Source organism: Pseudomonas azotoformans (genome assembly GCF_900103345.1).
GTDB lineage: Bacteria > Pseudomonadota > Gammaproteobacteria > Pseudomonadales > Pseudomonadaceae > Aquipseudomonas > Aquipseudomonas azotoformans.
Map to the genome: position 1 here is coordinate 6,596,905 of NZ_LT629702.1, position 24,249 is coordinate 6,621,153.

The 24,249-nt window shown below is 60.7% G+C and carries 29 protein-coding genes; 16 read left to right on the top strand and 13 right to left on the bottom strand.

Translation table 11 applies throughout. The features are described 5' to 3' along the window. Window positions 1-31 precede the first annotated feature (31 nt). Window positions 32-505, top strand: a complete 474-nt coding sequence (gene greB, locus BLR69_RS29975) for a transcription elongation factor GreB (RefSeq protein ID WP_071496328.1) — start codon at window positions 32-34, stop codon at window positions 503-505. A gap of 45 nt (window positions 506-550) precedes the next feature. Here greB and BLR69_RS29980 read toward each other — a convergent pair whose 3' ends face one another. Next, window positions 551-3,061, bottom strand: a complete 2,511-nt coding sequence (locus BLR69_RS29980) for an ABC transporter permease (RefSeq protein WP_071496312.1) — start codon at window positions 3,059-3,061, stop codon at window positions 551-553. After that, window positions 3,061-3,744: an ABC transporter ATP-binding protein gene (locus BLR69_RS29985; protein WP_005786391.1), complete on the bottom strand. Its 684-nt coding sequence runs from the start codon at window positions 3,742-3,744 to the stop codon at window positions 3,061-3,063. The genes BLR69_RS29980 and BLR69_RS29985 overlap by 1 nt, the downstream gene beginning before the upstream one ends. A 10-nt stretch (window positions 3,745-3,754) precedes the next feature. Between BLR69_RS29985 and BLR69_RS29990 the strand changes: the two genes are divergently transcribed. From BLR69_RS29990 to BLR69_RS30000, 3 genes are all read left to right on the top strand, one after another. Further along, window positions 3,755-4,360: an arylesterase gene (locus BLR69_RS29990; RefSeq protein ID WP_071496311.1), complete on the top strand. Its 606-nt coding sequence runs from the start codon at window positions 3,755-3,757 to the stop codon at window positions 4,358-4,360. A gap of 58 nt (window positions 4,361-4,418) precedes the next feature. Beyond that, a complete protein-coding gene (locus BLR69_RS29995) occupies window positions 4,419-4,712 on the top strand; it encodes a hypothetical protein (RefSeq protein WP_010211879.1) in 294 nt (97 codons plus the stop codon). Window positions 4,713-4,784: 72 nt separating this feature from the next. Beyond that, window positions 4,785-5,753: a L,D-transpeptidase family protein gene (locus BLR69_RS30000; protein ID WP_071496310.1), complete on the top strand. Its 969-nt coding sequence runs from the start codon at window positions 4,785-4,787 to the stop codon at window positions 5,751-5,753. A gap of 134 nt (window positions 5,754-5,887) precedes the next feature. Here BLR69_RS30000 and oprI read toward each other — a convergent pair whose 3' ends face one another. Continuing rightward, a complete protein-coding gene (oprI, locus tag BLR69_RS30005; protein ID WP_003172710.1) occupies window positions 5,888-6,139 on the bottom strand; it encodes an outer membrane lipoprotei OprI in 252 nt (83 codons plus the stop codon). Between the two features lie 611 nt (window positions 6,140-6,750). On the opposite strand from oprI, the gene BLR69_RS30010 reads away from it, so the two are divergent. Then, window positions 6,751-7,032 (top strand): GNAT family N-acetyltransferase, encoded by a 282-nt coding sequence (locus BLR69_RS30010; protein WP_003189869.1) that lies wholly within the window; start codon window positions 6,751-6,753, stop codon window positions 7,030-7,032. Window positions 7,033-7,097: 65 nt separating this feature from the next. On the opposite strand, the gene BLR69_RS30015 is transcribed toward BLR69_RS30010, so the two are convergent. Continuing rightward, window positions 7,098-8,174: a 3-deoxy-7-phosphoheptulonate synthase gene (locus BLR69_RS30015; RefSeq protein WP_071496309.1), complete on the bottom strand. Its 1,077-nt coding sequence runs from the start codon at window positions 8,172-8,174 to the stop codon at window positions 7,098-7,100. A gap of 131 nt (window positions 8,175-8,305) precedes the next feature. Beyond that, window positions 8,306-8,740, bottom strand: coding sequence for a PilZ domain-containing protein (locus BLR69_RS30020; protein WP_076955297.1), 435 nt, complete (start codon window positions 8,738-8,740; stop codon window positions 8,306-8,308). Between BLR69_RS30020 and BLR69_RS30025 the strand changes: the two genes are divergently transcribed. The 5 genes from BLR69_RS30025 (at window position 8,739) to cysB (ending at window position 12,655) form a co-directional block, all read left to right on the top strand. Next, window positions 8,739-9,125, top strand: coding sequence for a YbbN family protein (locus BLR69_RS30025; protein ID WP_071496307.1), 387 nt, complete (start codon window positions 8,739-8,741; stop codon window positions 9,123-9,125). The genes BLR69_RS30020 and BLR69_RS30025 overlap by 2 nt on opposite strands. Further along, the gene (locus tag BLR69_RS30030) at window positions 9,122-10,084 is read left to right on the top strand and encodes a putative 2-dehydropantoate 2-reductase (protein ID WP_071496306.1); all 963 of its coding nucleotides are present in this window, start codon (window positions 9,122-9,124) and stop codon (window positions 10,082-10,084) included. The genes BLR69_RS30025 and BLR69_RS30030 overlap by 4 nt, the downstream gene beginning before the upstream one ends. A 15-nt stretch (window positions 10,085-10,099) precedes the next feature. Next, complete coding sequence (locus tag BLR69_RS30035; protein WP_071496305.1) at window positions 10,100-11,005, top strand: 5'-nucleotidase; 906 nt, start codon at window positions 10,100-10,102, stop codon at window positions 11,003-11,005. Window positions 11,006-11,075: 70 nt separating this feature from the next. After that, window positions 11,076-11,576 carry a universal stress protein gene (locus BLR69_RS30040; protein WP_071496304.1) on the top strand — a complete coding sequence of 167 codons (501 nt, stop codon included), beginning with the start codon at window positions 11,076-11,078 and terminating at the stop codon, window positions 11,574-11,576. Window positions 11,577-11,680: 104 nt separating this feature from the next. Further along, on the top strand, window positions 11,681-12,655 hold the full coding sequence (cysB, locus tag BLR69_RS30045; RefSeq protein WP_012722988.1) for an HTH-type transcriptional regulator CysB: 975 nt from the start codon (window positions 11,681-11,683) through the stop codon (window positions 12,653-12,655). 9 nt (window positions 12,656-12,664) lie between these two features. Here the strand turns inward: cysB and BLR69_RS30050 are convergent, their stop codons facing one another. Next, window positions 12,665-13,147: a GreA/GreB family elongation factor gene (locus BLR69_RS30050; protein WP_071496327.1), complete on the bottom strand. Its 483-nt coding sequence runs from the start codon at window positions 13,145-13,147 to the stop codon at window positions 12,665-12,667. A gap of 5 nt (window positions 13,148-13,152) precedes the next feature. Next, window positions 13,153-13,521, bottom strand: a complete 369-nt coding sequence (locus tag BLR69_RS30055) for a hypothetical protein (RefSeq protein WP_071496303.1) — start codon at window positions 13,519-13,521, stop codon at window positions 13,153-13,155. Window positions 13,522-13,653: 132 nt separating this feature from the next. Between BLR69_RS30055 and earP the strand changes: the two genes are divergently transcribed. Beyond that, window positions 13,654-14,787 (top strand): elongation factor P maturation arginine rhamnosyltransferase EarP, encoded by a 1,134-nt coding sequence (earP, locus tag BLR69_RS30060; protein WP_071496302.1) that lies wholly within the window; start codon window positions 13,654-13,656, stop codon window positions 14,785-14,787. A 49-nt stretch (window positions 14,788-14,836) separates the two neighbouring features. Next, window positions 14,837-15,409, top strand: coding sequence for an elongation factor P (locus tag BLR69_RS30065; protein WP_003172723.1), 573 nt, complete (start codon window positions 14,837-14,839; stop codon window positions 15,407-15,409). 64 nt (window positions 15,410-15,473) lie between these two features. Here the strand turns inward: BLR69_RS30065 and BLR69_RS30070 are convergent, their stop codons facing one another. From BLR69_RS30070 to BLR69_RS30085, 4 genes are all read right to left on the bottom strand, one after another. Beyond that, window positions 15,474-16,490, bottom strand: a complete 1,017-nt coding sequence (locus tag BLR69_RS30070) for an alpha/beta hydrolase (protein ID WP_071496301.1) — start codon at window positions 16,488-16,490, stop codon at window positions 15,474-15,476. 28 nt (window positions 16,491-16,518) lie between these two features. Then, window positions 16,519-16,938, bottom strand: a complete 420-nt coding sequence (locus BLR69_RS30075; RefSeq protein WP_010176159.1) for an organic hydroperoxide resistance protein — start codon at window positions 16,936-16,938, stop codon at window positions 16,519-16,521. Between the two features lie 158 nt (window positions 16,939-17,096). Further along, complete coding sequence (locus BLR69_RS30080) at window positions 17,097-17,549, bottom strand: MarR family winged helix-turn-helix transcriptional regulator (RefSeq protein WP_071496300.1); 453 nt, start codon at window positions 17,547-17,549, stop codon at window positions 17,097-17,099. A gap of 80 nt (window positions 17,550-17,629) precedes the next feature. Continuing rightward, window positions 17,630-18,580 carry a LysR family transcriptional regulator gene (locus tag BLR69_RS30085; protein WP_071496299.1) on the bottom strand — a complete coding sequence of 317 codons (951 nt, stop codon included), beginning with the start codon at window positions 18,578-18,580 and terminating at the stop codon, window positions 17,630-17,632. A gap of 109 nt (window positions 18,581-18,689) precedes the next feature. On the opposite strand from BLR69_RS30085, the gene BLR69_RS30090 reads away from it, so the two are divergent. After that, a complete protein-coding gene (locus BLR69_RS30090) occupies window positions 18,690-19,439 on the top strand; it encodes a sulfite exporter TauE/SafE family protein (RefSeq protein WP_058427965.1) in 750 nt (249 codons plus the stop codon). On the opposite strand, the gene BLR69_RS30095 is transcribed toward BLR69_RS30090, so the two are convergent. Beyond that, entirely contained in the window at window positions 19,429-20,310 is an 882-nt protein-coding gene (locus BLR69_RS30095; protein WP_071496298.1) for a LysR family transcriptional regulator, read from the bottom strand. The genes BLR69_RS30090 and BLR69_RS30095 overlap by 11 nt on opposite strands. Window positions 20,311-20,380: 70 nt before the next feature. Between BLR69_RS30095 and BLR69_RS30100 the strand changes: the two genes are divergently transcribed. Together BLR69_RS30100 and BLR69_RS30105 are read left to right on the top strand one after the other, a co-directional pair. After that, window positions 20,381-20,587, top strand: a complete 207-nt coding sequence (locus tag BLR69_RS30100; RefSeq protein WP_071496297.1) for a DUF1127 domain-containing protein — start codon at window positions 20,381-20,383, stop codon at window positions 20,585-20,587. Between the two features lie 45 nt (window positions 20,588-20,632). Continuing rightward, entirely contained in the window at window positions 20,633-21,853 is a 1,221-nt protein-coding gene (locus BLR69_RS30105; protein ID WP_071496296.1) for a winged helix-turn-helix domain-containing protein, read from the top strand. Window positions 21,854-21,958: 105 nt separating this feature from the next. On the opposite strand, the gene BLR69_RS30110 is transcribed toward BLR69_RS30105, so the two are convergent. After that, entirely contained in the window at window positions 21,959-23,305 is a 1,347-nt protein-coding gene (locus BLR69_RS30110; protein WP_058427961.1) for a class II 3-deoxy-7-phosphoheptulonate synthase, read from the bottom strand. A 124-nt stretch (window positions 23,306-23,429) separates the two neighbouring features. Between BLR69_RS30110 and BLR69_RS30115 the strand changes: the two genes are divergently transcribed. Next, window positions 23,430-24,185, top strand: coding sequence for a spermidine synthase (locus BLR69_RS30115; RefSeq protein WP_071496295.1), 756 nt, complete (start codon window positions 23,430-23,432; stop codon window positions 24,183-24,185). The last annotated feature ends 64 nt before the right edge of the window (window positions 24,186-24,249 follow it).

Genomic DNA, 24,249 nt, shown 5'->3' on the forward strand with positions numbered 1-24,249 from the left:
ACCTATGGACATTGCCTGGGGATGCAAGCGTTTGAGTACCAAGCTGATTACCAAAGAAGGCCATGAAGCGCTGAAAAAGGAGCTGGATTACCTGTGGCGCGAAAAGCGCCCGGACACCACGCGCAAAGTGACGTGGGCGGCCTCTCTGGGGGATCGCAGCGAAAACGCCGACTACCAGTACAACAAGAAACTGTTGCGTGAGATCGACCGTCGCGTGCGCTACCTGCGCAAGCGTCTGGAAGACATGCGCGTGGTGGAGTACATGCCCGAGCAAGAGGGCAAAGTGTTTTTCGGTGCCTGGGTGGATATCGAAAACGAGCAGGGTGAGACCAAGCGCTTTCGTATTGTCGGCTATGACGAGATTTATGATCGGATGGACTACATCTCTATCGATTCGCCCATGGCCCGCGCGCTGTTGCGCAAGGAGGTGGATGACGAGGCTGTCGTGCAGACGCCAAGCGGTGACGTGTGCTGGTGGATCACCGGGATCGAATATGTGAAGTGAGCAAAATGGGCCCGCATTCTGTAAGGAATGCGGGCCCATCGCGTTTCAACCTTCGCGCAACACCGTCAGCGGGCTGGCATTCAGCGCGCGGCGGGTGCCGAACACACCGGCACCGCCGATCAGCACCGCACCGATCACCGGCAGCAGCAACAGCCATGGGTGAGGGTGCCAAGCCAGGTCAAATGCATAGCGGTACAGCACGAATGTCACCAGCTCTGTGCCCAGCGCCGCCAGCAGCCCACTGACGGCACCCAGTAAACCGAACTCGATACGCCTGGCCTTGACCAGCAGCTTGCGTTCGGCGCCCAGTGCGCGCAACAGCGCACCCTGGCGGATCCGTTCGTCCAGAGTGGCTTGCAGGCCGGAGAACAAAACCGCCATCCCCGCTGCCAGCACAAACAGCAGTACATACTCCACCGCGAGGGTCACTTGGGCGAGGATGCTGCGCAACTGCTCCAGCAGCGCCTCGACTTGCAGGATGGTCACCGCCGGGAACGCGCGGGACAGATCGACGATCTGCTGGTCATGCCCGGGTGCCAGATAGAAGCTGGTCAGGTAGGTGGCCGGCAGGTCCTTCAAGGTACCCGGCTGGAAAATCATGAAGAAGTTGGGCTGGAAGTTATCCCAGTTGATGGTGCGCAGGCTGGTGACCCGCGCTTCTCGATTCTCTCCGCCCACGGTGAACACCAGGTGGTCGTCGAGCTTGAGCTTGAGACTCTCCGCTACCTTGGCTTCTACCGAGACACCCGGAATTTCATCGGTAGGTAGCGCCGACCACCACGAGCCCGCCGTCAGGGCGTTGCCCGGTGGCAGGTCGGCGGCCCAGGTCAGGCTCAGGTCGCGTTGCACCGCACGGTCGCCGCTGGAGTCCTTGCTGACGATTTCCTGTACGGGTTCGCCATTGATGCTGATCAGGCGCCCCGGCACCACCGGGTACAGCGGTGCGGATTGGGCCTGCAGTTCCAGCAGGCGGGCGCCGAAGGCATCCTTGTCGGCCGGCAGGATGTTCAAGGCGAAATAGTTGGGGGCGTCCTTGGGCAGCTGGTTTTGCCAGGTATCAAGCAGCTCGCCGCGCAACAGGGCGATCAAGCCCATGGACAGCAGGATCAAGCCGAACGCCAGGGATTGCCCGGCGGCCGCCAGCGGGTGGCGCAGCAACTGGCCCAGACCCAAGCGCCAAGGCAAGGAGGCACGGGCCAGCAGGCGCCGCAGGCTTTGCAACAAGAGCAGGAGCAAACCACCGAGTAGCAGTGCCGCAACCACTCCGCCACCCAGCAGTGCGAAGGTCAGCACCAGGTCGAGGCTCAGGCGCCACATGATCAGGCCCAATGCGAGCAGTGCCGCGCCGTAGACCATCCAGGTGCTGGAAGGGATCGGCAGCAGGTCGCGGCGCAACACCCGCAGCGGTGGCACGCGACCCAGTGCGGCCAAGGGCGGCAGGGCGAAACCGGCGAGGGCGACCAACCCGGTGCCGATGCCGGCAACCGCCGGAAGCAGCCCGCCGGGTGGTACGTCCGCCGGCAACAGGTCGTGGAGAAAATAAAACAGGCCAAACTGCGCCAGCCAGCCCAGCAGGGCGCCGACCAGGCTGGCGAAAAGCCCCAGGACGCTCAGTTGCAGGCTGAACAGCAACATGGCTTCACGTCGTGACAAGCCCAGGCAGCGCAGCAATGCACTGGCGTCGAAACGTCGAGTGGCAAAGCGATTGGCCGACAGCGCCACGGCCACACCGGCCAACAGTACCGCCACCAGGCTGGCCATGTTCAGGTAGCGTTCGGCCTTGCCCAGGGCGCCGCCGATCTGCTGGTTGCCGTCCCGTGAATCCTGCAGGCGTTGGTTGGCGGCGAGCCCGGGCTTGACCAAGTCGCGATAGGTTTGCAGCACGGTGCTTCCCTGTGGGCCGCGCCATAATTCGCGGTAGCTGACGCGGCTGCCGGGCTGTACCACACCGGTGGCGTCCAAGTCCGCCAGGTTGATCATTACCCTGGGCGTGAGACTGTAGAAGTTGCCGGCGCGGTCCGGCTCATAGGTGAGCACGCGGGCCAGGCGAAGCGTCTTCATGCCCACGTCGATGCTGTCACCGACCTTGAGGTCCAGCGCGGTCAGTAGTCGCGCTTCCACCCAGGCTTCACCGGGCTTTGGGCCGCCCCCAGGAGTTTCATCGCCAAAAGGCACGGCAGCGCTTTTCAGTTCACCGCGCAGCGGGTACTGCTCGTTGACTGCCTTGATGCTGGAGAGCTGGATGCCGTTATCGGTGGCAATGACGCTGGAAAACTCCACGACGCGGGCGTGATCCAGGCCAAGTTCGGTGCCGGACTGGATTTGCTCGGGGCGGGCGGGCGAACTGCCTTCAAGCACAAGGTCGGCGCCGAGGAATTCGGTGGCGCGCAGCAGCATGGCGCCGTTGAGGCGGGCACCGAAGTAACCGATGGCAGTACTGGCGGCCACGGCCACCAACAGGGCGAAGAACAACACGCGCAATTCACCGGCGCGGGCATCGCGCATTAATTGGCGCATGGCAAGGCTGAACAGGCGCAACAGCGGCAAACGTGCCATCAAGGCTCCAGGGGCGCGACCATCAGGCCGGCTTCAAGACGGATCAGGCGTCGGCAACGGTGGGCCAGGCGCTCGTCGTGGGTGACCAGCACCAGGGTCGTGCCGCTCTCCTTATTGAGTTCGAACAGCAGATCGCTGATGCGCTCGCCGGTGTGGCTGTCGAGGTTGCCGGTGGGTTCGTCGGCAAACAGCACGTCCGGTTCAGCGGCAAAGGCGCGGGCAATCGCTACCCGTTGCTGTTCGCCTCCGGAGAGTTGGCGCGGCGAGTGGGTCAGGCGTTGGCCCAGGCCTACTCGCTCCAGCAGGTGCCTGGCGCGCTCGCGGGCGTCTTTACGGCCGTCCAGTTCCAACGGCAGCATGACGTTTTCCAGGGCGTTGAGGCTGTCGAGCAGTTGGAAAGACTGGAAGACGAAGCCAACATGCTCGGCACGGATGCGCGCTCGCTGGTCTTCGTCGAGGGTGCTGAGGGCTTGCCCGGCGAGGGTGACTTCGCCGCTGCTGGGCAGATCGAGGCCGGCCAGCAGGCCGAGGAGGGTGGATTTGCCGGAACCGGAGCTGCCGACGATAGCCAGGCTATCGCCCTTGTTCAGTTCCAGGCTCAGTTCGTGCAGGATAGTCAGTTCACCTTCCGCGCTGGGAACCACTTTGCTAAGGTTCCGCGCGGTGAGAATGCTTGCGCCCATGGAGAATCCGATGCGAATGTGGTTTTTGAGTGCTGGCCTGGCCTTGATGTGCATGGCCCAGAACGCAGCGGCGGGTACAGTCCTGATCGTTGGCGATAGTATCAGTGCCGGTTTCGGCCTGGATACCGGCAAAGGGTGGGTGGCCCTGTTGCAGCAACGGCTCAAGCAGGAAGGTTTCAACGATAAGGTGGTCAACGCCTCCATCAGTGGCGACACCAGTGCCGGGGGGCTGGCGCGGCTGCCGGCGGCGCTTGCAGAGCATAAGCCGGATGTCGTGGTGATTGAGTTGGGTGGCAATGACGGCCTGCGCGGGCAACCACCCGCGCAATTGCAACAAAATCTTGCATCGATGATTGACCAGTCCAAGGCCGGTGGCGCCAAGGTGTTGTTGTTGGGGATGCAGTTGCCCCCCAATTATGGCCCGCGATACACCACCGCGTTTGCCGAAGTCTATGGCGAGCTGGCCAAGCAAAAGAATGTGCCGCTGGTGCCGTTTTTCCTCGATGGCGTGGGCGGTCACCCGGAGCTGATGCAGGCCGATCAACTTCACCCGGCGGTCGGCGCCCAGGGCAAGTTGCTGGAAAATGTCTGGCCGACGCTAAAACCGCTGCTATGACGCTTTTCTACCGGCAGGCTTTCGGCTAAGGTGGCGCCCCCCCGATTTGGAGCCCCAGATGTCGCGTCCTGCCTGGTCCCTGTTTAACTACCAACTGATCGAGCCGGACGAGCAGCTGGATCTGTTCGCCTGCCAGGAAGTGCGGGTGCATTTGGTGGCGCGTCAATTGGAACTGGGCGGCTCCATCGATCGCACGCTGTGCGGCACCCTATTGCCGGCGCAACCGCGCTGGTCGCGGGTCGATCGTTCGATTTTCCAGGACCAGCGCCTGTGCCCGCTGTGCCGTGCCATCCTGGAGTCCCAGAAGCGCGGCACGCCGCCGATCTGGCCGGAGCTGCGTTTCGAGCTGTAGGGGGCAGCTAGAAGCGCGCTTCACGTATACAATCGATGTTTACCTACCCGTCGTCTGCGAAGGATTTACCGGATGTTGTCGCGCCTTTCCGTCGTCACCTGCTGCCTGTCTCTTGCTGCGCTTTGTGCGGCCGGTTCTGCGTCAGCTTTGCAGTTGCCCTTGCCCCCACCGGGTGAAGACATCGTCGGCCAGGTCCAGGTGATCAAGGCCAAGTACGAAGACACCTTTGCCGACCTGGGCACCACCTATGACCTGGGCTACTCGGAGATGGTCGCGGCCAACCCGGGCGTGGATGCCTGGTTGCCGGGCGCGGGCACCGAGATCGTATTGCCGACGCGTTTCATCCTGCCGCCGGGGCCTCGCGAAGGCATCGTGATCAACCTGGCGGAATACCGGCTCTATTACTACCCCAAGGGTCAGAACGTGGTTTACACGTTCCCGTTGGGGATCGGCCGTGAAGGTTGGGGTTCGCCCATCGCCCATACCAGCATCATTGCCAAGACGCCGAACCCGACCTGGACTCCTCCGGCCTCGATCAAGGCCGAGCACGCGGCCAACGGCGACCCGCTGCCCAACGTGGTGCCGGCCGGCCCGGACAACCCGTTGGGGCCGTTCAAGTTTACCTTGGGCACGCCGGGTTACCTGATCCATGGTTCCAACATGAAATTTGGTATTGGCACGCGTACAAGCCACGGCTGCTTCCGCATGTTTAACAACAACGTGCTGGAGATGGCCGGCATGGTGCCGGTGGGCACGTCGGTGCGCATCATCAACGATGCCTACAAGTTCGGCAGCAGTGGCGGCAAGGTGTACCTTGAAGCGCATACGCCGTTGAATGATGACGGTACGCCGTCGGTGGTCGACAAGCACACTGCGGTGATCAACGCCTTGCTCAAGCGCGAAGACCTGGCCAACAACTTGCGGGTCAACTGGGACCAGGTGCGTGACGTGGTCGCGGCGGAAGATGGTTTGCCGACGGAAATCGGTGTGCCCGGCGCAGCGTCGGTTGCTGCCAGCGCGCCGATCGATCTGCAGCAATAAGGCCCGACATCAAACGCCCGCCAAGGTCTTGCGCCACGGCGGGCTTTTTATTGCCCGTGATTCAGGCACAAATCCCAGGCAATAAAAAAGCCGACCCATAAATGGATCGGCTTGATAACAACCCCGAGGGATTATTACTTGCGGCTAGCTTTTTCAAGCATGCGCAGAGCGCGCTCGTTAGCTTCGTCAGCAGTCTGTTGTGCTTTTTGAGCAGCAGCCAGAGCTTCATCAGCTTTACGGTAGGCTTCGTCTGCACGGGCCTGGGAGCGAGCTGCTGCGTCTTCAGTTGCAGTCAGACGAGCTTCGGTTTCTTTGGAGACGCTGCTGCAACCGGTAGCCAGAACTGCGGCCAGAGCCAGAGCAGAGAATTTCAGAACGTTGTTCATCGTGTTCCCCTTCAAGGACTTTCTATTAGGTGGCTAGTTTCTCAGAGTGAGCTAATAGCCGGCGTACATACTACCCATTACTTGTAGTAAGTAAACTGACGTAGCGCAAGAAGCAAAAAAAATTCTCGTGCCGAATCTATTTTGGCTAATCTTTTGGAGGTTTGTATAAAAAGCGTCCAGTTTTTTTCAATCAGGCGTACATCGGACCTAGGCTGAAAGGGCCGGCCTGCATGTGTTAAGCCCTGTAAACAGATGAAATTTTATATATCCACGCTGACACTTACGTTCAGCATGGCTTCGCGTTGCCCGGCATCTTTTGCGCATGTAGAGGTGACTTTAAGAGCGCCTGTTCGTCTCAAGGTTCAACTGCCGGCAATGTTCAGGCTTTCGATCATCGGTAGATCGAAGCCCTTTCTATATCCACCCGTGGCAGGGGATGACGAGTGCGCCTTGAGCAATTGCAGGATTGGTGCCTACTATTCCCTACGTGCAGGTGTGAGCGCTCAGGGTTTTCTCGTTGTCGAAACCGGCACGGGGTGGCGTAGATGTTCCTTCGCCGGAAAAACATCGGTAAGGTAGGGGTCAGAAACCAAGACCCGCGAGGAGTAGTGATGAGCGAGGCGTTGTCCATCCACCATGACCAGGCTGGTCATCAGTTCGAGACCAATGTGGACGGTCATCGTGCCTATCTGACCTATATGGACCTCGGCAAACAGACCCTGGATATCTATCGGACCTTCGTGCCCAACGCACTGCGGGGCCGTGGTATTGCAGCGGCGCTGACCGAGGAAGCCTTGAAGTTTGCCGAAGAGGCGGGCTACACGGTGATCCCTTCGTGCTCTTATGTCGAACGCTACATGGAGCGCCACCAGCGCCATGCCGCTAAGCTGTAAGGCTTAAGACAGCACCATGAAAAACGCCGGGCATTGCCCGGCGTTTTTGTGTGCGCAGTGTGTACTCAGGTGCGTTTGCGCTTTGGCAAAACATCCTTGAGCTTGGCGTGCATGCTGCGCAGGGTGTTTTCGGTGGCGGCCCAGTCGATGCAAGCATCGGTGATCGACACGCCGTATTGCAAGTCGGCCAGGTCTTTTGGAATCGCCTGGCAACCCCAGTTCAGGTGGCTCTCGACCATCAGCCCGATGATCGACTGGTTGCCTTCGAGAATCTGGTTGGCAACGTTTTCCATTACCAGCGGCTGCAGGGCCGGGTCCTTGTTGGAGTTGGCGTGGCTGCAGTCGACCATGATGTTCGGCTTGATCCTTGCCTTGTTCAGAGCCTGTTCGCACAGGGCGACGCTGACCGAATCATAGTTGGGTTTGCCGTTGCCGCCGCGCAGTACCACGTGGCCATAGGCGTTGCCCTTGGTGGTGACGATAGACACGCCACCTTCCTGGTTGATCCCCAGGAAACGGTGCGGGCTGGAAACCGACTGCAGCGCGTTGATCGCCACGGTCAGGCCGCCGTCGGTGCCGTTCTTGAAACCCACGGCCGAGGACAGGCCGGACGCCATTTCACGGTGCGTCTGGGATTCAGTGGTGCGTGCGCCGATGGCTGACCAACTGATCAGGTCCTGCAGGTACTGCGGAGAGATCGGGTCCAGGGCTTCGGTGGCGGTGGGCAGGCCCATTTCGGCCAGGTCCAGGAGCAACTGGCGACCAATGTGCAGGCCGTCCTGGATCTTGAACGAGTCGTCCAGGTACGGGTCGTTGATCAAGCCTTTCCAGCCGACGGTGGTGCGCGGTTTCTCGAAATAGACGCGCATCACCAGGTATAGGGTGTCGGACACTTCCGCCGCCAGCACTTTGAGGCGCTCGGCGTACTCGTGGGCAGCCTTGAGGTCGTGGATCGAGCAAGGCCCGATGACGACGAACAGACGGTGGTCGGTGCCATCGAGAATGTCACGGATGACTTCGCGGCCCTTGGTGACGGTCTGCAGGGCAGCGTCGCTCAAAGGGATTTCGCGCTTGAGCTGATCGGGCGTGATCAGGGTCTCGTTGGATTCGACGTTTAGGTCATTGATCGGTAAATCAGCCATCGTGTTACTCGTCAGGGTCACGGGTGCCGGCCGCCAGCCATCCCCGTGCGGCGGAGCACAGCATGATTTGAATGCAGGGGGGAGGAACCTTAGCGCGTAACACCGGCCCGCGACAATGGGCAAAGCCCGCTTTAATCCAGTGCTGGCGCCACAAAGGCTTCATGGGAGAACTCACTGGCATGGCGCGATACCCATTCACGGGCGAGGGCTTCGAGTTGTTGGGGGGTTGGCTCGGCGTCTTCGTGCTGGCGGCAATAGCGCTCTATCCGGCATGCTTGCTCACCCATGCGCGCACCGAACAACGCATGTTCATCGGTAAACGAGACACCGACGCGGTAGCCGTTTTCCACCTTGCGGCACCACGCCACATAGCCTGGGTAGCGTGCGCTGGCGCCCAGGGAGGGGATGTGCAGATCAACCGCCGTGCCTTCGCGCCAGGCGCGTGGCCAATGGCAGGCGATGCCGCCCAGGCCGATAGTGTGTAGGCGTTGGCGGGGTATGGCGGGAGAGGGACGTTGGATTAACTCGACAGCGACATCATCAGGGTGAGGTAAAAAACGACCCATGTACACGGACTCCGAGCACCGTCCAATTGACGGCGGTGGCAGCAGTATAGTGAAGGAACTGGAATTGACCGACCTGGATATTGACCAGCAATTGCTGGGATTGCCAGGTATTTCTCTACTCATCTTTACCAGCGCAGGGTGTTCCAGTTGCCGCTGGGCACGCCAGCAACTGCCGGGCTGGCCGTTACCGGTGGACCGGCTTTGCTGGGTGGACGCCGGGCATAATGGTGGTGCGGTCGAACGCTACCAGATCTTTCATTTGCCGGCGCTGTTCGTGGTGTGCGAGGGTCAATTCCTTGGGCAGATACAGACACGTCTTACGCGTGATGACGTTTTCGATGCCGTAAAACAGGCACTCACCCGTTCACCTGAGGATTTGCCATGACAGCAGTTAGCCCCCAGTCGCCACGCATCGGCATTATCGGCACAGGTGCCATTGGTGGTTTCTACGGATTGATGCTGGCGCGTGCAGGTTTCGATGTGCACTTTCTGTTGCGCAGTGAATACGCGGCGGTCAGCGAGCACGGCCTGCACTTGAACAGCACGGTGCACGGTGCCCTGCATCTGCATCCGGTGCAGGCCTATGCCCGCGCTGCCGATATGCCGCCGTGCGACTGGCTGCTGGTGGGCACCAAGTCGACCGGCAACGTCGAATTGGCCCCGACCCTCGCCCAGGTGGCCGCGCCGGATGCCAAGGTGGTGTTGCTGCAAAACGGCCTCGATGTAGAAGACAGCCTGCGTGAACACTTGCCCGCGTCGCTGCACCTGCTGGGGGGCTTGTGCTACATCGGTGTGCATCGTTCTGCCCCCGGTGTTGTCGAGCACCAGGCGTTGGGCCGGGTCAACCTGGGGTATCACAGTGGCACAGCGGCCAATGATGACGCCCTCCAGAAAGCGATTGTCGAAGCGGGCGCTGCGTTGTTTCACCAGGCCGGTATCGAGTCCCAGGCCATGGCCAATGTGCATCAGGCTCGCTGGCACAAACTCGTGTGGAATGTGCCCTACAACGGTCTGTCCGTATTGTTGGGCACGGGGACCACGGCGATGATGGCGGACGAATCCAGTCGCGAGTTGATCCAGGCGTTGATGGCCGAAGTGGTGCAGGGCGCCCATGCCTGCGGTCATGACATTCCCCAAAGCTATGCCGAGCAGATGTTCACCATGACTGAAACCATGGCTGACTACCTGCCGAGCATGTACCACGACCACGTGCACAAACGCCCGCTGGAACTGGCGGCGATCTATGCCCGACCACTCGCTGCGGCCAGGGCTGCCGGCTGTGAGCTGCCACGGATGCAGGCGCTGTACCAGGCCTTGAGTTTTATTGATCGGCGTAACCGCTGAGCAGGGGGATACACCATGGCAAAGGGATTGGGCGACAAACTGGTGCTGGCGATTTCGTCGCGGGCACTGTTCGACCTGAGTGACAGCCATAAGGTCTACCTCGCCCAAGGCGTCGAGGCGTACCGCAAATACCAGATCGAGCATGAGGAGGAAATCCTCGAGCCTGGTGATGCTTTGCCGTTGGTCAAGAAACTGCTGAGCCTGAACGCCAGCCTGGGCCGTGCGCGGGTTGAAGTGGTGCTGGTGTCGCGTAACAGCGCTGACACCGGCTTGCGCGTGTTCAATTCGATCCAGCATTACGGCCTGGATATTTCCCGCGCTGCTTTCGTAGGCGGGCGTAGTCCTTATCCTTATTTGGCGGCGTTTGGCTGCCATCTGTTTCTTTCGACCCATGCCGAGGACGTGCGCAGTGCGCTCGATGCAGGGTTCGCGGCAGCGACGATTCTGTCGGGTGGCCCGAACCGCGCATCGAGCGAAGAACTGCGCATTGCCTTCGACGGCGACGCCGTCCTGTTTTCCGATGAGTCAGAGCGTGTGTACCAGGCCGGCGGTTTGGCAGCGTTCCAGGCCAATGAGCGCGAGTCGGCGCGCCAACCGTTGCACGGCGGTCCGTTCAAGGGCTTTCTGGCGGCACTCAACCTGTTGCAGCGCGAGTTTCCCGATGAGGCCTGTCCGATCCGCACGGCCTTGGTCACCGCGCGTTCGGCGCCGTCCCATGAGCGGGTGATTCGCACCTTGCGTGAGTGGGATATCCGCCTGGATGAGTCGCTGTTCCTCGGCGGCCTTGAAAAATCCGCGTTCCTGGAAGCGTTTGCCGCCGATGTATTTTTTGACGACCAGGCCGGGCATTGTGAGAAAGCCATGGAGTTTGTGGCCACCGGGCACGTGCCCCATGGCATCAGTAATGAGGTGAAGAGCTAAGTCAGTCGAAGTCGTCCGGGCGCTGCTAAGCTCATTTGATCTCCGCCATCCTGGCAGTCCAGGAGGTTCTATGATCCGTTCGATGCTGTACGCCACGGACCTTGGTCTGTACGCGCCTTATGTGATGCAACATGCGCTGGCGCTGGCCCGAACGTTCAAGGCGGACCTGTATGTGATTCACGTGGTCGAGCCTATCGGCCTGTTCGCCGAATCGGTGTTGCAGAGCTACCTTGATGAGACGGCCCTGAGTGAATGGCAAAGCCAGGGGCTGACCACGGTCATGGCGACGATCGAACAGCGGGTGCTGGACAGTTTTCGCGAGGAGTTGGGGGACGGGGAGCAAGACCTGAAGTTGATTCGCTCGGTACGGGTGATCCAGGGGGATCCCTGCGAGGTGATACTCGACCAACTGCGCAAACTTTCCGTGGATCTGTTGATCGTAGGAAGTCACAGCCATGCAACCGCGGCGGCCACCCCGTTGGGTCGCACCGCTGCACGGGTGCTGCAGCTGTCTACGGTGCCGGTCTACCTGGTGCCTTCGTTGCAACGTCGACGCAGTGATGACGTGTGATGGATGAAAATCGATAAAAAGTTCTAGATTTATCCATCAAACCTTTAATATAGTTATATACCGTCGCTGATACCCGTGGCGTCTATCTGCTTTGAGGGACACATATGAAGCTTCAACAACTGCGCTACATCTGGGAAGTGGCGCACCACGACCTCAACGTTTCCGCTACCGCTCAAAGCCTTTACACCTCGCAACCCGGTATCAGCAAGCAGATCCGCCTGCTCGAAGACGAGTTGGGCGTCGAAGTGTTCGCGCGCAGCGGCAAGCACCTCACCCGAGTCACCCCGGCCGGCGAGCGCATCATCACCACCGCCGGCGAGATCCTGCGCAAAGTCGAAAGCATCAAGCAGATCGCACAGGAATTCTCCAACGAGAAGAAAGGCACCCTGTCCATCGCCACCACTCACACCCAGGCGCGTTATGCGTTGCCGCCGGTGATCCGCGATTTCATCAAGCAGTACCCGGACGTGGCCCTGCACATGCACCAGGGTTCGCCGATGCAGATCGCCGAAATGGCTGCTGACGGCACCGTCGATTTCGCCATCGCCACCGAGGCCCTGGAGCTGTTCGGCGACTTGGTGATGATGCCGTGCTACCGCTGGAACCGTTGTGTAGTGGTGCCGCAAGGTCACCCATTGGCCAAGCTGCCGAAGCTGACCCTGGAAGCCCTGGCCGAATACCCGATCGTAACCTACGTGTTCGGTTTCACCGGCCGCTCCAAGCTGGACGAAGCCTTCAGCCATCGTGGCCTCACGCCGAAAGTGGTGTTCACTGCCGCCGACGCCGACGTGATCAAGACTTACGTACGCCTGGGCCTGGGCGTGGGTATCGTCGCCAAGATGGCGGTCGACACGGCCCTCGACAAAGACCTGGTGGTGCTCGATGCCAGCGAGCTGTTCGAGTCCAGCGTGACCAAGATCGGCTTCCGTCGTGGCACCTTCCTGCGTGGCTTCATGTGCGATTTCATAGAAAAGTTTGCGCCGCACCTGACCCGCGAAGTCATGGCCAAGGCGATCCAATGCCACAACAAGCAGGAACTGGAAGAACTGTTCGACGGCGTTGAATTGCCCGTCCATTAAGCCAGCGGTTTATTTGGCCTCGGTAACCGTAAAATGTTGCCGGGCGCCTGCCACCAGAATCTCTACCTCATCGCCTTCGAACTTGCCCAGCAGGCTTTTGCCCAGTGGTGAGCGCGGGGTGATGACGGTCACCGGTTGTCCAACCACGTCCACCTTCAAACCGGCCGCATCCGGTGCCAGGAACAGCCATTGCTGGCGACCGTTCTCGTCTTCCAGGCCCAGCAGGGCGCCGACTTCTATACCGCGCTGATCATCGTAAGCCCGTAATGGCAGGTTCTGGCACAGCGCCAGCGCCTGCTTGATCTCCTCGACACGCTTGGCTTGCCCGGCCGCCAGGTAGGACGCCTCCAATCCCAGGGTGTCGTATTTGTTTTCGGCGATATTTTCTTCGTGGGTCGCGGTTTCGTAGGCGGTCTGGGCGGCGCGCTGGGCGATGTCGAGGTCGACACTGAGCTTTTCCAGGATGAGCAGGTGGACAGCGTGTTTATTCATGGTCATCAATCGCAGAATTGCAGGACATTGGCCCGGGTCTTTTCGCTGGGGGCGTTCTGGTCCTGTTGCAGCCAGAACTGGCATTTGGGGTTGGACAGGTTGCGCGCATTGTTGCGCGCCTGGTCCAGGCTCTGTTGCTGCTCCTGTTTCTGCAGGTTCTGCTGATACTGCTCGAACATGCGATTCGGCGGTTCAGGCGCCGCCACAGCAGGCTTGCCCAATTGCTGCACCGCCTGGGCTACTGGCGCCAGGCTCTGGGGGAACAGGTAGCGCGACGCCAGCCAGGTGGTCAGCACGATGGCGATAAACCCCAGCCATACGCCAAATGCGATAGCGGCACTGAGCTTGAACAGCGACAACGGACGATCAGACATGAGGCCCTCCTGGCAGGCATTGACGGCGTGGCGGCGATTGTCGCACAGCCACAGTGCAGAATAATCGCGATCAAGCCTTCTGCATCCGTGCATTTATGCGGACAATCGAACCTTTGAGCGTTGGAGCCCGGAATGAAAGCCCGCTGGGATATTTTTTGCAGCGTCGTCGACAACTTCGGCGACATCGGCGTGACCTGGCGCCTGGCCCGGCAATTGGTGGCGGAACACGCCTGTGATGTGCGCTTGTGGGTCGATGACCTGCGCGCATTCGAACGCATGTGTCCCGAGATTGACGTACAGCTCGATCAACAATGGCAGGAAGGCGTCGAAGTGCGCCATTGGCCGGCTGAGTGGATGGGGGCGCCCGCGGCGGATGTCGTGATCGCCGCGTTTGCCTGCCAGTTGCCGCCTGGGTATATGGAGGCCATGGCCGATCGCGAACGCACGCCGGTGTGGATGAACCTGGATTACCTAAGTGCCGAGGAATGGGTAGTGGGTTGTCACCGGCTGCCGTCGGTGAAGTTCAAGGGCGTGCAGAAGTACTTCTTCTTCCCCGGATTCCGACCCGGCACCGGCGGGCTTTTGCGTGAGGCCGGGTTGCTGGAACAGCGTCGGGCTTTTCAGCAGGATGCGAGTGCGCAGCAAGACTTCCTGCAAACCTTGGGTGTGTTTCCCACAGCCGGTGCGCGGCTGATCTCACTGTTTGCCTACGAAAACGCCGGGCTCGCCAGTTGGCTGGACGTGTTATCGACGGACGGGCGTGCCACTCATCTATTGGTGCCCGAGGGGCGCATTCTTGGCGATGTGCAGCGTTGGTTGGGCCTGGACCGTCTGGTGGCGGGTGATATCCAGCAGCGGGGATCGCTGACGGTGCAGGTGATTGCATTCGTGCGCCAGGAGCAATACGACCGCCTGCTGTGGTGCTGTGACTTCAATGCCGTGCGCGGGGAAGACTCGTTCGTGCGTGCCCAATGGGCCGGGCGACCGCTGCTGTGGCACATTTATCGACAGGACGAAGACATTCACCTCGACAAGCTCGATGCCTTCCTTGAACTGTACACGGCCGGCTTGTCACCGTCGGCAAGGGCGGCATTGATCGGCCTCTGGCAAGCCTGGAACACGGAGGGCGATATGGCCCAAACGTGGAAAATGCTGTTGGAACATTGGCCAGAGGTCAGCCAGCACGCCGAAACATGGTGTCTGGAACAGGCCTTGCAGGCTGATCTTGCGACGGCGCTGGTGAAGTTTTATGAAAGTTGGATATGATACGCCACCTTGAATTTTGTAAATCCCATCCAAATTTCGGATATATGCAATGAAAACTGGTAAAGAACTGAAACCCGGTACAGTGATCCGTCTCGAAAACGACCCTTGGCTGGTTCAGAAAGCTGAGTTCACCAAGTCTGGTCGTAACAGCGCAATCATGAAGACCAAGCTGAAGAACCTGCTGACCGGTTACAAGACCGAGATCGTCTACAGCGCCGATGACAAACTGGATGACGTGATCCTCGACCGTAAAGAAGCGACCTTGTCCTTCATCAGCGGCGACACCTACACGTTCATGGACACCACCGACTACACCATGTACGAGCTGAACGCTGAAGATATCGAAGCTGTTCTGCCGTTCATCGAAGAAGGCATGGAAGACGTCTGCGAAGCTATTTTCTTCGAAGAACGTCTGGTTTCCGTAGAGCTGCCGACCACCATCGTGCGTAAAGTGGCCTACACCGAAGGTTCCGCTCGCGGCGACACGTCGGGCAAGGTGATGAAGCCTGCCAAGCTGAGCAACGGTACCGAACTGCAAGTGGCCGATTTCATCGAAATCGACGACCTGATCGAGATCGACACCCGCGAAGGTGGTTCGTACAAAGGTCGCGCCAAGAAGTAATTCTGGCCCCGCTGCTACGAAAAAAAGCCCGACCATGTGTCGGGCTTTTTCGTGGGCACTGCTTTTACTTCAGGTGTTGCTTCAGCTCATCCGAGGCCTGGAGCAGTGCAGAACGGACTGCCGGGACTTGGCTGACCACGTTGAGCAACCCGTAGTCGTGAATCATGCCGTTGTAGCGCACCGCCGTCACCGGTACACCCGCTTGGTCCAGTTTGCGAGCGTAGGCTTCGCCTTCATCGCGCAGCACGTCGGCGCCAGCTGTTTGAATCAGCGCTGGCGGCAAGCCCTTTAACTGATCAGTAGTGGCCCGCAGAGGCGAGGCATAGACCTCGGCGCGCTGGTTGGCGTCGGTGGTGTAGTTGTCCCAGAACCACTTCATCATGTTGCGGGTCAGGAAGTGCCCTTCGGCGTACTGGTTGTAGGACGCAGTGTCGAAATTGGCGTCGGTCACCGGCCATAGCAACAATTGGAACTTGATCGCTGGCGTGCCCTTGTCCTTGGCCATCAGGCTGACCACTGCCGCCATATTGCCGCCGACGCTGTTGCCCGCGACCGCCAGGCGCTTGCCATCGACATTGATCTCTTTACCGTGCTCGGCTACCCATTTCGTGGCGCCGTATGCCTGGTTGATTGCCACCGGGTAATGCGCTTCCGGTGAAGGCGTGTAGTTGACGAATACCGCCACCGCCCCCGAACCCACTACCAGATCGCGCACCAGGCGTTCATGGGTCGGGTAATCCCCCAGCACCCAGCCGCCACCGTGGAAGAACATGAACACAGGCAAGGTGCCCTTGACCCCGGCCGGACGCACGATGGTCAGGTCCAGCGGCTTGCCGTCGACCTGGATGGTCTTCTGGCTCACATCCGCCTTGGGCAAGGTCAGCTTCACACCGGCCTGGGCGCCGGTCAGTACCGCACGGGCGTCCTTGGGTGTCAGCTGTTCCATCGGTTTGCCGGTGCCGGCGTTCAACACATCCAGAAACGCCTGGGTGTTGTGCTCGACATCCCCTGTCGCCGCAAAGGCGTGGCTGATGGACAAGGCGAGCAGGGTGCCGGTGAGCGCTTTACCAATTGTGTTCATTTTCTTCTCCAGGGGCGGCCGAGGTCATTTAGACGGTCACGTGCAGGCGTACATCGACGTTGCCACGGGTGGCGTTGGAGTACGGGCAGACTTGGTGAGCCGCGTCGACCAGGCTTTGCGCGTCGTCCTGGGCCAGGCCTGGCAGGCTGATGTGCAGGTCGATGTCCAGGCCGAAACCGCCGGGGATCTGGCCGATGCCAACGTGGGCGGTGATCGACGCGTCATCCGGGATTTTGCGTTTGGTCTGGCTGGCGACGAATTTCAGGGCGCCGATGAAGCAGGCCGAGTAGCCGGCAGCGAACAGTTGTTCGGGGTTGGTGGCCTGGCCACCGGCACCGCCCAGTTCTTTGGGGGTGGAGAGTTTGACGTCGAGGATGTTGTCGCTGGAAACAGCACGACCATCACGGCCGCCGGTGGCGGTGGCTACTGCGGTGTAGAGCGTTTGCATGGTGTTTTCCTCTTGGTGTTTAGCGCTAAATGTTTGCGCGCTAAGTAGTTGGTGAGGTGAATGTATAGCGCTAATGTTTAGCGCGCAAGATAAATTTTTAAATTTTTCCAAATTCGACCTGCAGGGGCCGGCTTGCCAGCGCCTGCACGGGGAGAGGTTTAAACGCTGGCTTGCAGGTTGTTGCGCAACACGATCAGGTCGCTTTGCAACTTGCGCAATTGCTCCAGCTCCAGGCCACTGGCACCCAGGATGCACTGGGGTATGCCCATGGCCTTGTCCTGCAACGCTCGGCCTGCGTCGGTCAACTCAACGACCACCACGCGTTCATCCTCGCGGCTGCGGGTACGGCTGAGTACACCTTCGGCTTCCAGGCGCTTGAGCAATGGGGTGAGCGAACCCGGGTCGGTCAGCAGGCGGCTGCTGATTTCGCCGACGGTCAAACCATCCTCTTCCCACAACACCATCATGGCTAGGTACTGCGGGTAGGTCAGGCCAAGTGCTTGCAGCAATGGTTTGTAGACCTTGGTCATCAGCAGGGAGGTGGAGTGCAGGGCGAAGCACAGCTGGTTGTCCAGCATCAGGGATTCGCACGGATCAGGGTTCTTGCTCATGGCGGTACCTCGAAAAAGCATGTCTGGGCTGGAATCTAGCGGGCAAATCTTTAATGCGCCAGATAATTCTGTCCGAGAGGTCAGACCAAGCCACTCTGTAGCGCCAGGTCCCAAGGTGGCACCGGGCTGAAGCGCGATTTCAGATATTCCAGCAGCAATCGGCTCCGGGCATTTGGCTGCTGTTCCAGGCGCAGCGCATAGATGCCGGTGGTCTCGGGACTGGGCAGGCCGTCTTCGCAGAACAAGGGCAGCAGTTCGCCGCGCACCAGGTATTCGCTGGCCAGCCACGTGGGCAGGTGGGCGATGCCCAGTCCCGCCAAGGCACCTGACAGCAAGGCTTCAGCGTTATTGGCGCTCATGCGGATGCGCTGCGGTCGATAGGTGGCACGGCGCCCATCCAGCTCGAAGCGCCAGGCGAACGTCGGCGCCAGGCCATCCCAGTCCAACCCGTCATGTTCGCTCAGTTCCCGAGGGTGGATCGGCGTGCCCCGGCTTTTCAGATAGGCCGGGCTGGCGCACGCGATGCGCACGATGCTGGCCAAGGGCGTGGCGATCAACCGCGTGTCGACGAGATGGCCGGCTCGTAGTACCAGATCGACCTTGCCCAAGTGCGCTCCCTGCATATCCACAAAGCTGTCGATCAGATGCAGGTGCACATCCAGTCCCGGGTAGACATTGAGGAAATCCGCGATCACCGGCGCCAGATGCCGTCGACCAAATGCCGCTGGTGCATCGACTCGGATGAGGCCTTCCGGCGCATGGCTGAGGGACACCGCTTCAGCCCGCGCCAGTTGCAGCTCGCTGACAATCCGCCGGGCTCGTTCGGCAAAGGCCAGCCCCGCCGGGGTCGGCACCACGGCGTGGGTGCTGCGCTGGAACAAGCGGCTGCCCACCGAGCTTTCCAGGCTGTCGATCCGTCGGGCCACTGCCGAGGGCGTCAGCGGATGACGGCGTGCGGCGGCTGAAAAGCTGCCGGTTTCCAGTACATCAAGAAACAGGCCCAGTTGGTCGGTGAGGGTATTTGGATTCATCGGAAAAATGCTTATGCGAGATTGGCACAGCCATTGTGCGTTGCTGTGCGTTTCCGCGCCAGAGCCGACTGCGTAGCATGCAAGGCCTGGGATTGCGGAGTAACGAGCGGTGTTGGATTTAGTGATGTACCTGATCTTGGGCGCGGCCCTCGGCACGGTGGGCGGCCTGTTTGGCATTGGCGGTGGGTTGATTGCGATTCCGGTGCTGGGCGTGTTGTTCGGCCTGGACCAGCAATTGGCCCAAGGCACCGCCTTGGTAATGGTGGTGCCCAATGTGATGCTGGCGCTGTGGCGCTATCACCAGCGCAACCGTATCGAACTGCGCCATGCGCTGCCGCTGGGCGTCATGGGTTTCACGTTTGCCTGGCTGGGTTCGATCTGGGCGGTGGGCTTGGACGCGGGTGCGATGCGCATCGGTTTTATCGCCTTCCTGTTGACGCTATCCGCCTACAACCTGCTGCGCATGTTCACCCGTAACGCGCCGCCGACGGCGCAGATGCGTTATTCCTGGCCATGGCTTGGGGTACTGGGTGCCGCCTCCGGGTCCATGGGCGGTTTGTTTGGCGTAGGCGGGGCAGTGGTCGCAACGCCGGTGTTGACCAGTTTGTTCGGCACAACCCAGGTGGTTGCCCAAGGTTTGTCCCTGGCCTTGGCATTGCCGAGCACCGGCGTGACATTGGTCACCTACGCCTGGCACCAGGAAGTGGACTGGATGATCGGCGTGCCGTTGGCCGTGGGCGGCCTGCTCAGCATCAGTTGGGGCGTGAAGGTCGCCCATGCATTGCCGGAACGCGTGCTGCGCGGCCTGTTCTGCGGCTTCCTGGTGGTGTGCGCGGTGATGCTGACTTTTAAAGTTTGAATCCTTCGAGGATGTACTCCGCCAGGCAGTCGGTGATGGGCGAGGTCATCGCCGGGTTGCGTAGCAATCGAAGCGTCATCGATGGCAGCGGCGGAAAACCTTCTTCGTTGCCGAGCACCCGCAGATCGTCGGTCACCAGGCTTTCCATGCTGACCATCACCGCCAGGCCGGAACTCACCACGGCCTGAATCGCCGCCACGTTGGAACTGTGGTAGGCCAGTCGGTAGTCCCGCCCTGCGGCGTCCAGTGCCGCACGGGTCCACTGGGTGCAGAAGCTGTCGACCCCGGAAATTGCCAGCGGCAGCGCGTCGTGTTCGTCCACGCAGAAGCACGGCGCCGCCACCCACACCATGCGCTCGGTGCGCAGCAACTCGCCGATTTCGTTGCCAGGCTCGCGGCTGATGACGGTCAGTGCCAGGTCCCGGCGCTGCATCAACACCGTCGACGCCTCGCAGTGCATCTCGATCTGGATCAGCGGATATGCCTTGGAAAACCGCTTGAGGATGCCTGGCAGGAAACGCATCACGTAGTCGTCCGGCGTGCCGATGCGGACCAACCCGACCATGTGCGGCTCGCGCAGGGTGTTGAACACTTCGCTGTGCAGTTTCAGGATGCGCCGCGCATAGCCCAGCAAGACCTGGCCCTCGGGCGTCAGCCGCACCTGCCGACCATCGCGTTCGAACAACTTGCGCTGCAATACGTCTTCTTCCAGGCGTTTCATCTGCATGCTCACCGCCGATTGCGTGCGGTTGACCCGTTCGCCAGCGCGGGTAAAGCCGCCCTCGTCAGCGATGGCGACGAAGGTGCGCAGCACTTCAGTGTCGATGCTCGGGTAGCCGGACAATTGATCAATCTCCGAGATGCATTGCATAAGAAACATTCGTTGGATTGATCATAAGGCCGGGCACACACTTGCGCCATCCCCACTGGAGGGCGAGAAGATGAAAGGTCAAAGAGGTTTTGTATTGCTGGCGAAACGTCCGTTTGCCGGGCTGTTTCACAAGGTTGCTCGCTGGCAGGCGCTGCATGAGGAGCGTCAGATGCTGGCGACCTTGAGCGATGATGCGCTCAAGGATATCGGCCTCAATCGCGGCGATGTGGAACAGGAGCGTCACCTGCATTTCTGGCAAGACCCGCTGCGAAAATGATCGCGGATGCAGTAGGGTAGTCGGCGAGCCCACACGGAGAAACCCATGCCCGCCGACCTGTCTTTTTCACTCAAGCAAGCTCGACGCATGGCGCTGGCGGCCCAAGGTTTTTCCGGGCGCCAGGCGCCTGCAGTGATCAAGGCTGCGCACCTCAACCGTATGATCGAACGCTTGGGCGTGTTGCAGATCGATTCGGTCAATGCGGTGGTGCGCTCCCATTACCTGCCGCTGTTTTCCCGCCTGGGCAACTACTCCCCGCTGATACTTGAACAAGCCGCCTGGAGCCAGGGGCGGCGGCGTTCACTGTTCGAATATTGGGGACACGAGGCATCGCTATTGCCGATGGCGCTGTACCCGCTGATGCGCTGGCGCATGGAGCGGGCCAGGCAAGGGCAGGGCATTTATTCGCAAATGGCTCGTTTTGGGCGTGAGCAACAGGCCACGATTCAACGTGTACTGCACACTGTTGAGCAGCAGGGCGCGCTGGGGGCCGGCAGTTTGTCGACCCGCGAGGAACGCGCCGGCCCATGGTGGGATTGGAGCGACGAAAAACACGCGTTGGAATGGCTGTTTGCCGCTGGCTTGGTCACAGTCGCCGGTCGGCGCGGGTTTGAGCGGCTTTATGACTTGCCTGAGCGAGTCATTCCCGGCGATATACTTCAAGCCTCTGTGACTGAAACCGAGGCCCAGCGCGGCTTATTGCTGCACAGCGCCACCGCGTTGGGGGTCGGTACTGAAAAAGACCTGCGTGATTACTTCCGTCTCGACCCGGCCGATAGCCGCAATCGCCTTGCTGAGTTGGTGGAGGACGGTCAATTGTTGACGTGCCAGGTGCACGGTTGGAAACAAGCGGCGTACTGCCTGCCTGATCCCAAAGTGCCGCGCAAAGTGCCGGCCAGTGCCTTGTTGTCGCCCTTTGATTCGCTGGTTTGGGAGCGCAGCCGCACCGAGCGCCTGTTCGATTTCCGTTACCGCCTGGAGATCTACACCCCTCAGGACAAGCGGGTTTACGGTTACTACGTGCTGCCGTTTCTGCACAACGAGCGGATTGCCGCACGCGTTGACCTGCGTGCCGAGCGCGCCAATGGGCGTCTGGCGGTGCATGCGGTGCACGAAGAAGAGCCGGGGTTGGATGAGGAAGGGATGTTGGCGCTGGCGCAGAACCTGCGGCAAATGGCCGACTGGCTGGGCCTGGAGCAGGTGCAGCTCAACTGCCAAAGGCCCAGTGCCGACCGGTTGCGGGCGGCGATGATCACATCACTGTAGGAGCGAGCTTGCTCGCGAAAAAACGCAAAGACACCGCATTAATCCTGATGCCCCGCGTTTTCGTTAACGATTTTCGCGAGCAAGCTCGCTCCTACAGTGGGCGGTTCAGCGTTTGACTTGCTTCAAGGTCTCGGCAATCAGAAACGCCAACTCCAGCGACTGATCGGCATTCATCCGCGGGTCGCAGTGGGTGTGATAACGGTCCGACAAGCCATCCTCAGTGATCGGCCGCGCGCCGCCGATGCATTCGGTGACGTTCTGCCCGGTCATTTCGATATGGATCCCGCCCGCATAGGTGCCTTCGGCCTGGTGCACCTGAAAGAACTCCTTCACCTCGCCAAGGATCTGCGCAAAGTCGCGGGTCTTGTAGCCGCTGCTGGCCTTGATGGTGTTGCCATGCATTGGGTCCGAGCTCCACAGCACTTGCTTGCCCTCGCGCTGCACGGCGCGAATCAGGTGGGGCAGGTGATCGCCGACCTTGCCGGCGCCCATGCGCGCGATCAGGTTGAGGCGGCCGGGGTCGTTGTCCGGGTTGAGGATATCGATCAGGCGGATCAGGTCATCCGGGTTCATGCTCGGGCCGACCTTGACCCCGATCGGGTTGTTCACCCCGCGCAGGAACTCGACGTGGGCGCCGTCCAACTGGCGAGTGCGGTCGCCGATCCACAGCATGTGCGCCGAACAGTCGTAGTAGTCGTTGGTCAGGCTGTCACGGCGCACGAAGGCTTGTTCGTAGTTGAGCAGCAGCGCTTCGTGGGCGGTGAAGAAGCTGGTCTCGCGCAGTTGCGGCGAGCTGTCCATGCCGCACGCGCGCATGAAGGCCAGGGTTTCGTCGATGCGGTCGGCCAACTGGCTGTACTTCTCGGCCAGCGCGGAGTTGGCGATGAAATCCAGGTTCCACTTGTGCACCTGGTGCAGGTCGGCAAAACCGCCCTGGGCAAAGGCGCGCAGCAGGTTCAGGGTGGCAGTGGACTGGTGGTAGGACTGCAGCAGGCGGTCCGGGTCCGGCACGCGGCTTTTTTCGTCGAAACCGATGCCATTGACGATGTCGCCACGGTAGGCGGGCAGGGTGACACCGTCGATGGTTTCATCATTGGCCGAACGCGGCTTGGCGAACTGGCCGGCCATGCGCCCGACTTTGACCACCGGGCAGCCAGCGGCGAAGGTCATCACAATTGCCATCTGCAACAGCACTTTGAACGTGTCGCGGATTTTCGCGGCGGAAAACTCGGCAAAGCTCTCGGCACAATCGCCGCCTTGCAGCAAGAACGCGCGGCCCTGGGTCACCTCGGCAAACTGGCGGCGCAACTCGCGGGCCTCCCCGGCGAACACCAGTGGCGGGTAGCTGGCCAGGTTCTGCTCCACTTGCAGCAAGTGTGCAGCGTCCGGGTACCGGGGTTGTTGCTGGATCGGCAGGGCGCGCCAGCTGTCGGGGCTCCAGGGTTGGCTCATCATGAACTCGATTGGCTGATTGACGGTGGGGCGCCAATGTTATCAGCAATTAGTGCGTGACCTGTTGCCGTCGGTTGGCCGACAATCGCGCCTTTGCCGTGCAGCAAACCCGTTAGGAGTAGTGATGACCGAGGAGCGTGTCGAGCGCCTGCTGGCCGAAGTCCATGATGATTTCGGCATGATCCGTGTGCTCGAAGTGGCCGATTACCGTTTTCTCGAGTTTGGCGACGCCATCGAGCAAAGCTGCGTGTTCACCGCTGATCCGAGCTGGCTGGAGTACGACTATACCCGTGCGATGCTGATCGGTGCGTTGTGTCATGAACAACCCGAGAGCGCGCTGTTCCTAGGCCTGGGCGCCGGCACGCTGACCCAGGCGTGCCTCAGGTTCCTGCCGCTGGAAGATGTGGAAGCCATCGAACTGCGCCCCGATGTGCCGCGCCTGGCCATTGAATTCCTTGGGCTGGATGACGACCCGCGGCTGTACATCCGCATTGGCGACGCATTGCAATTGCTGGAGACCGCCGAGTCGGCCGACCTGATTTTCGTCGACCTCTATACCGATGTCGGTCCCGGCGTCGGGCATCTGGCGTGGACCTTCCTGGAGAACTGCCAGAAGAAACTCAACCCCGGCGGTTGGCTGGTGATCAACCAATGGGCCACCGATGATGGCAAACCATTGGGCGCGGCATTGTTGCGCGGGTTGTATCACCGGCATTACTGGGAGCTGCCGGTGAAGGAGGGCAATGTGATCTTGCTGGTGCCTTCGGAGTTGGATCAGGAGCTGGATATGCAAGCGTTGACGGCGCGTGCCGAGGCATTGGTGCCACGCCTGGGGTATTCGTTGCAGGCGTTGATCAAGGCGATCCGGCCGGCTACTTGATTGCCTGAACTGGCCCTTTCGCGGGCAAGCCCGCTCCCACATTTGGACTGCATTCCCCTGTTGA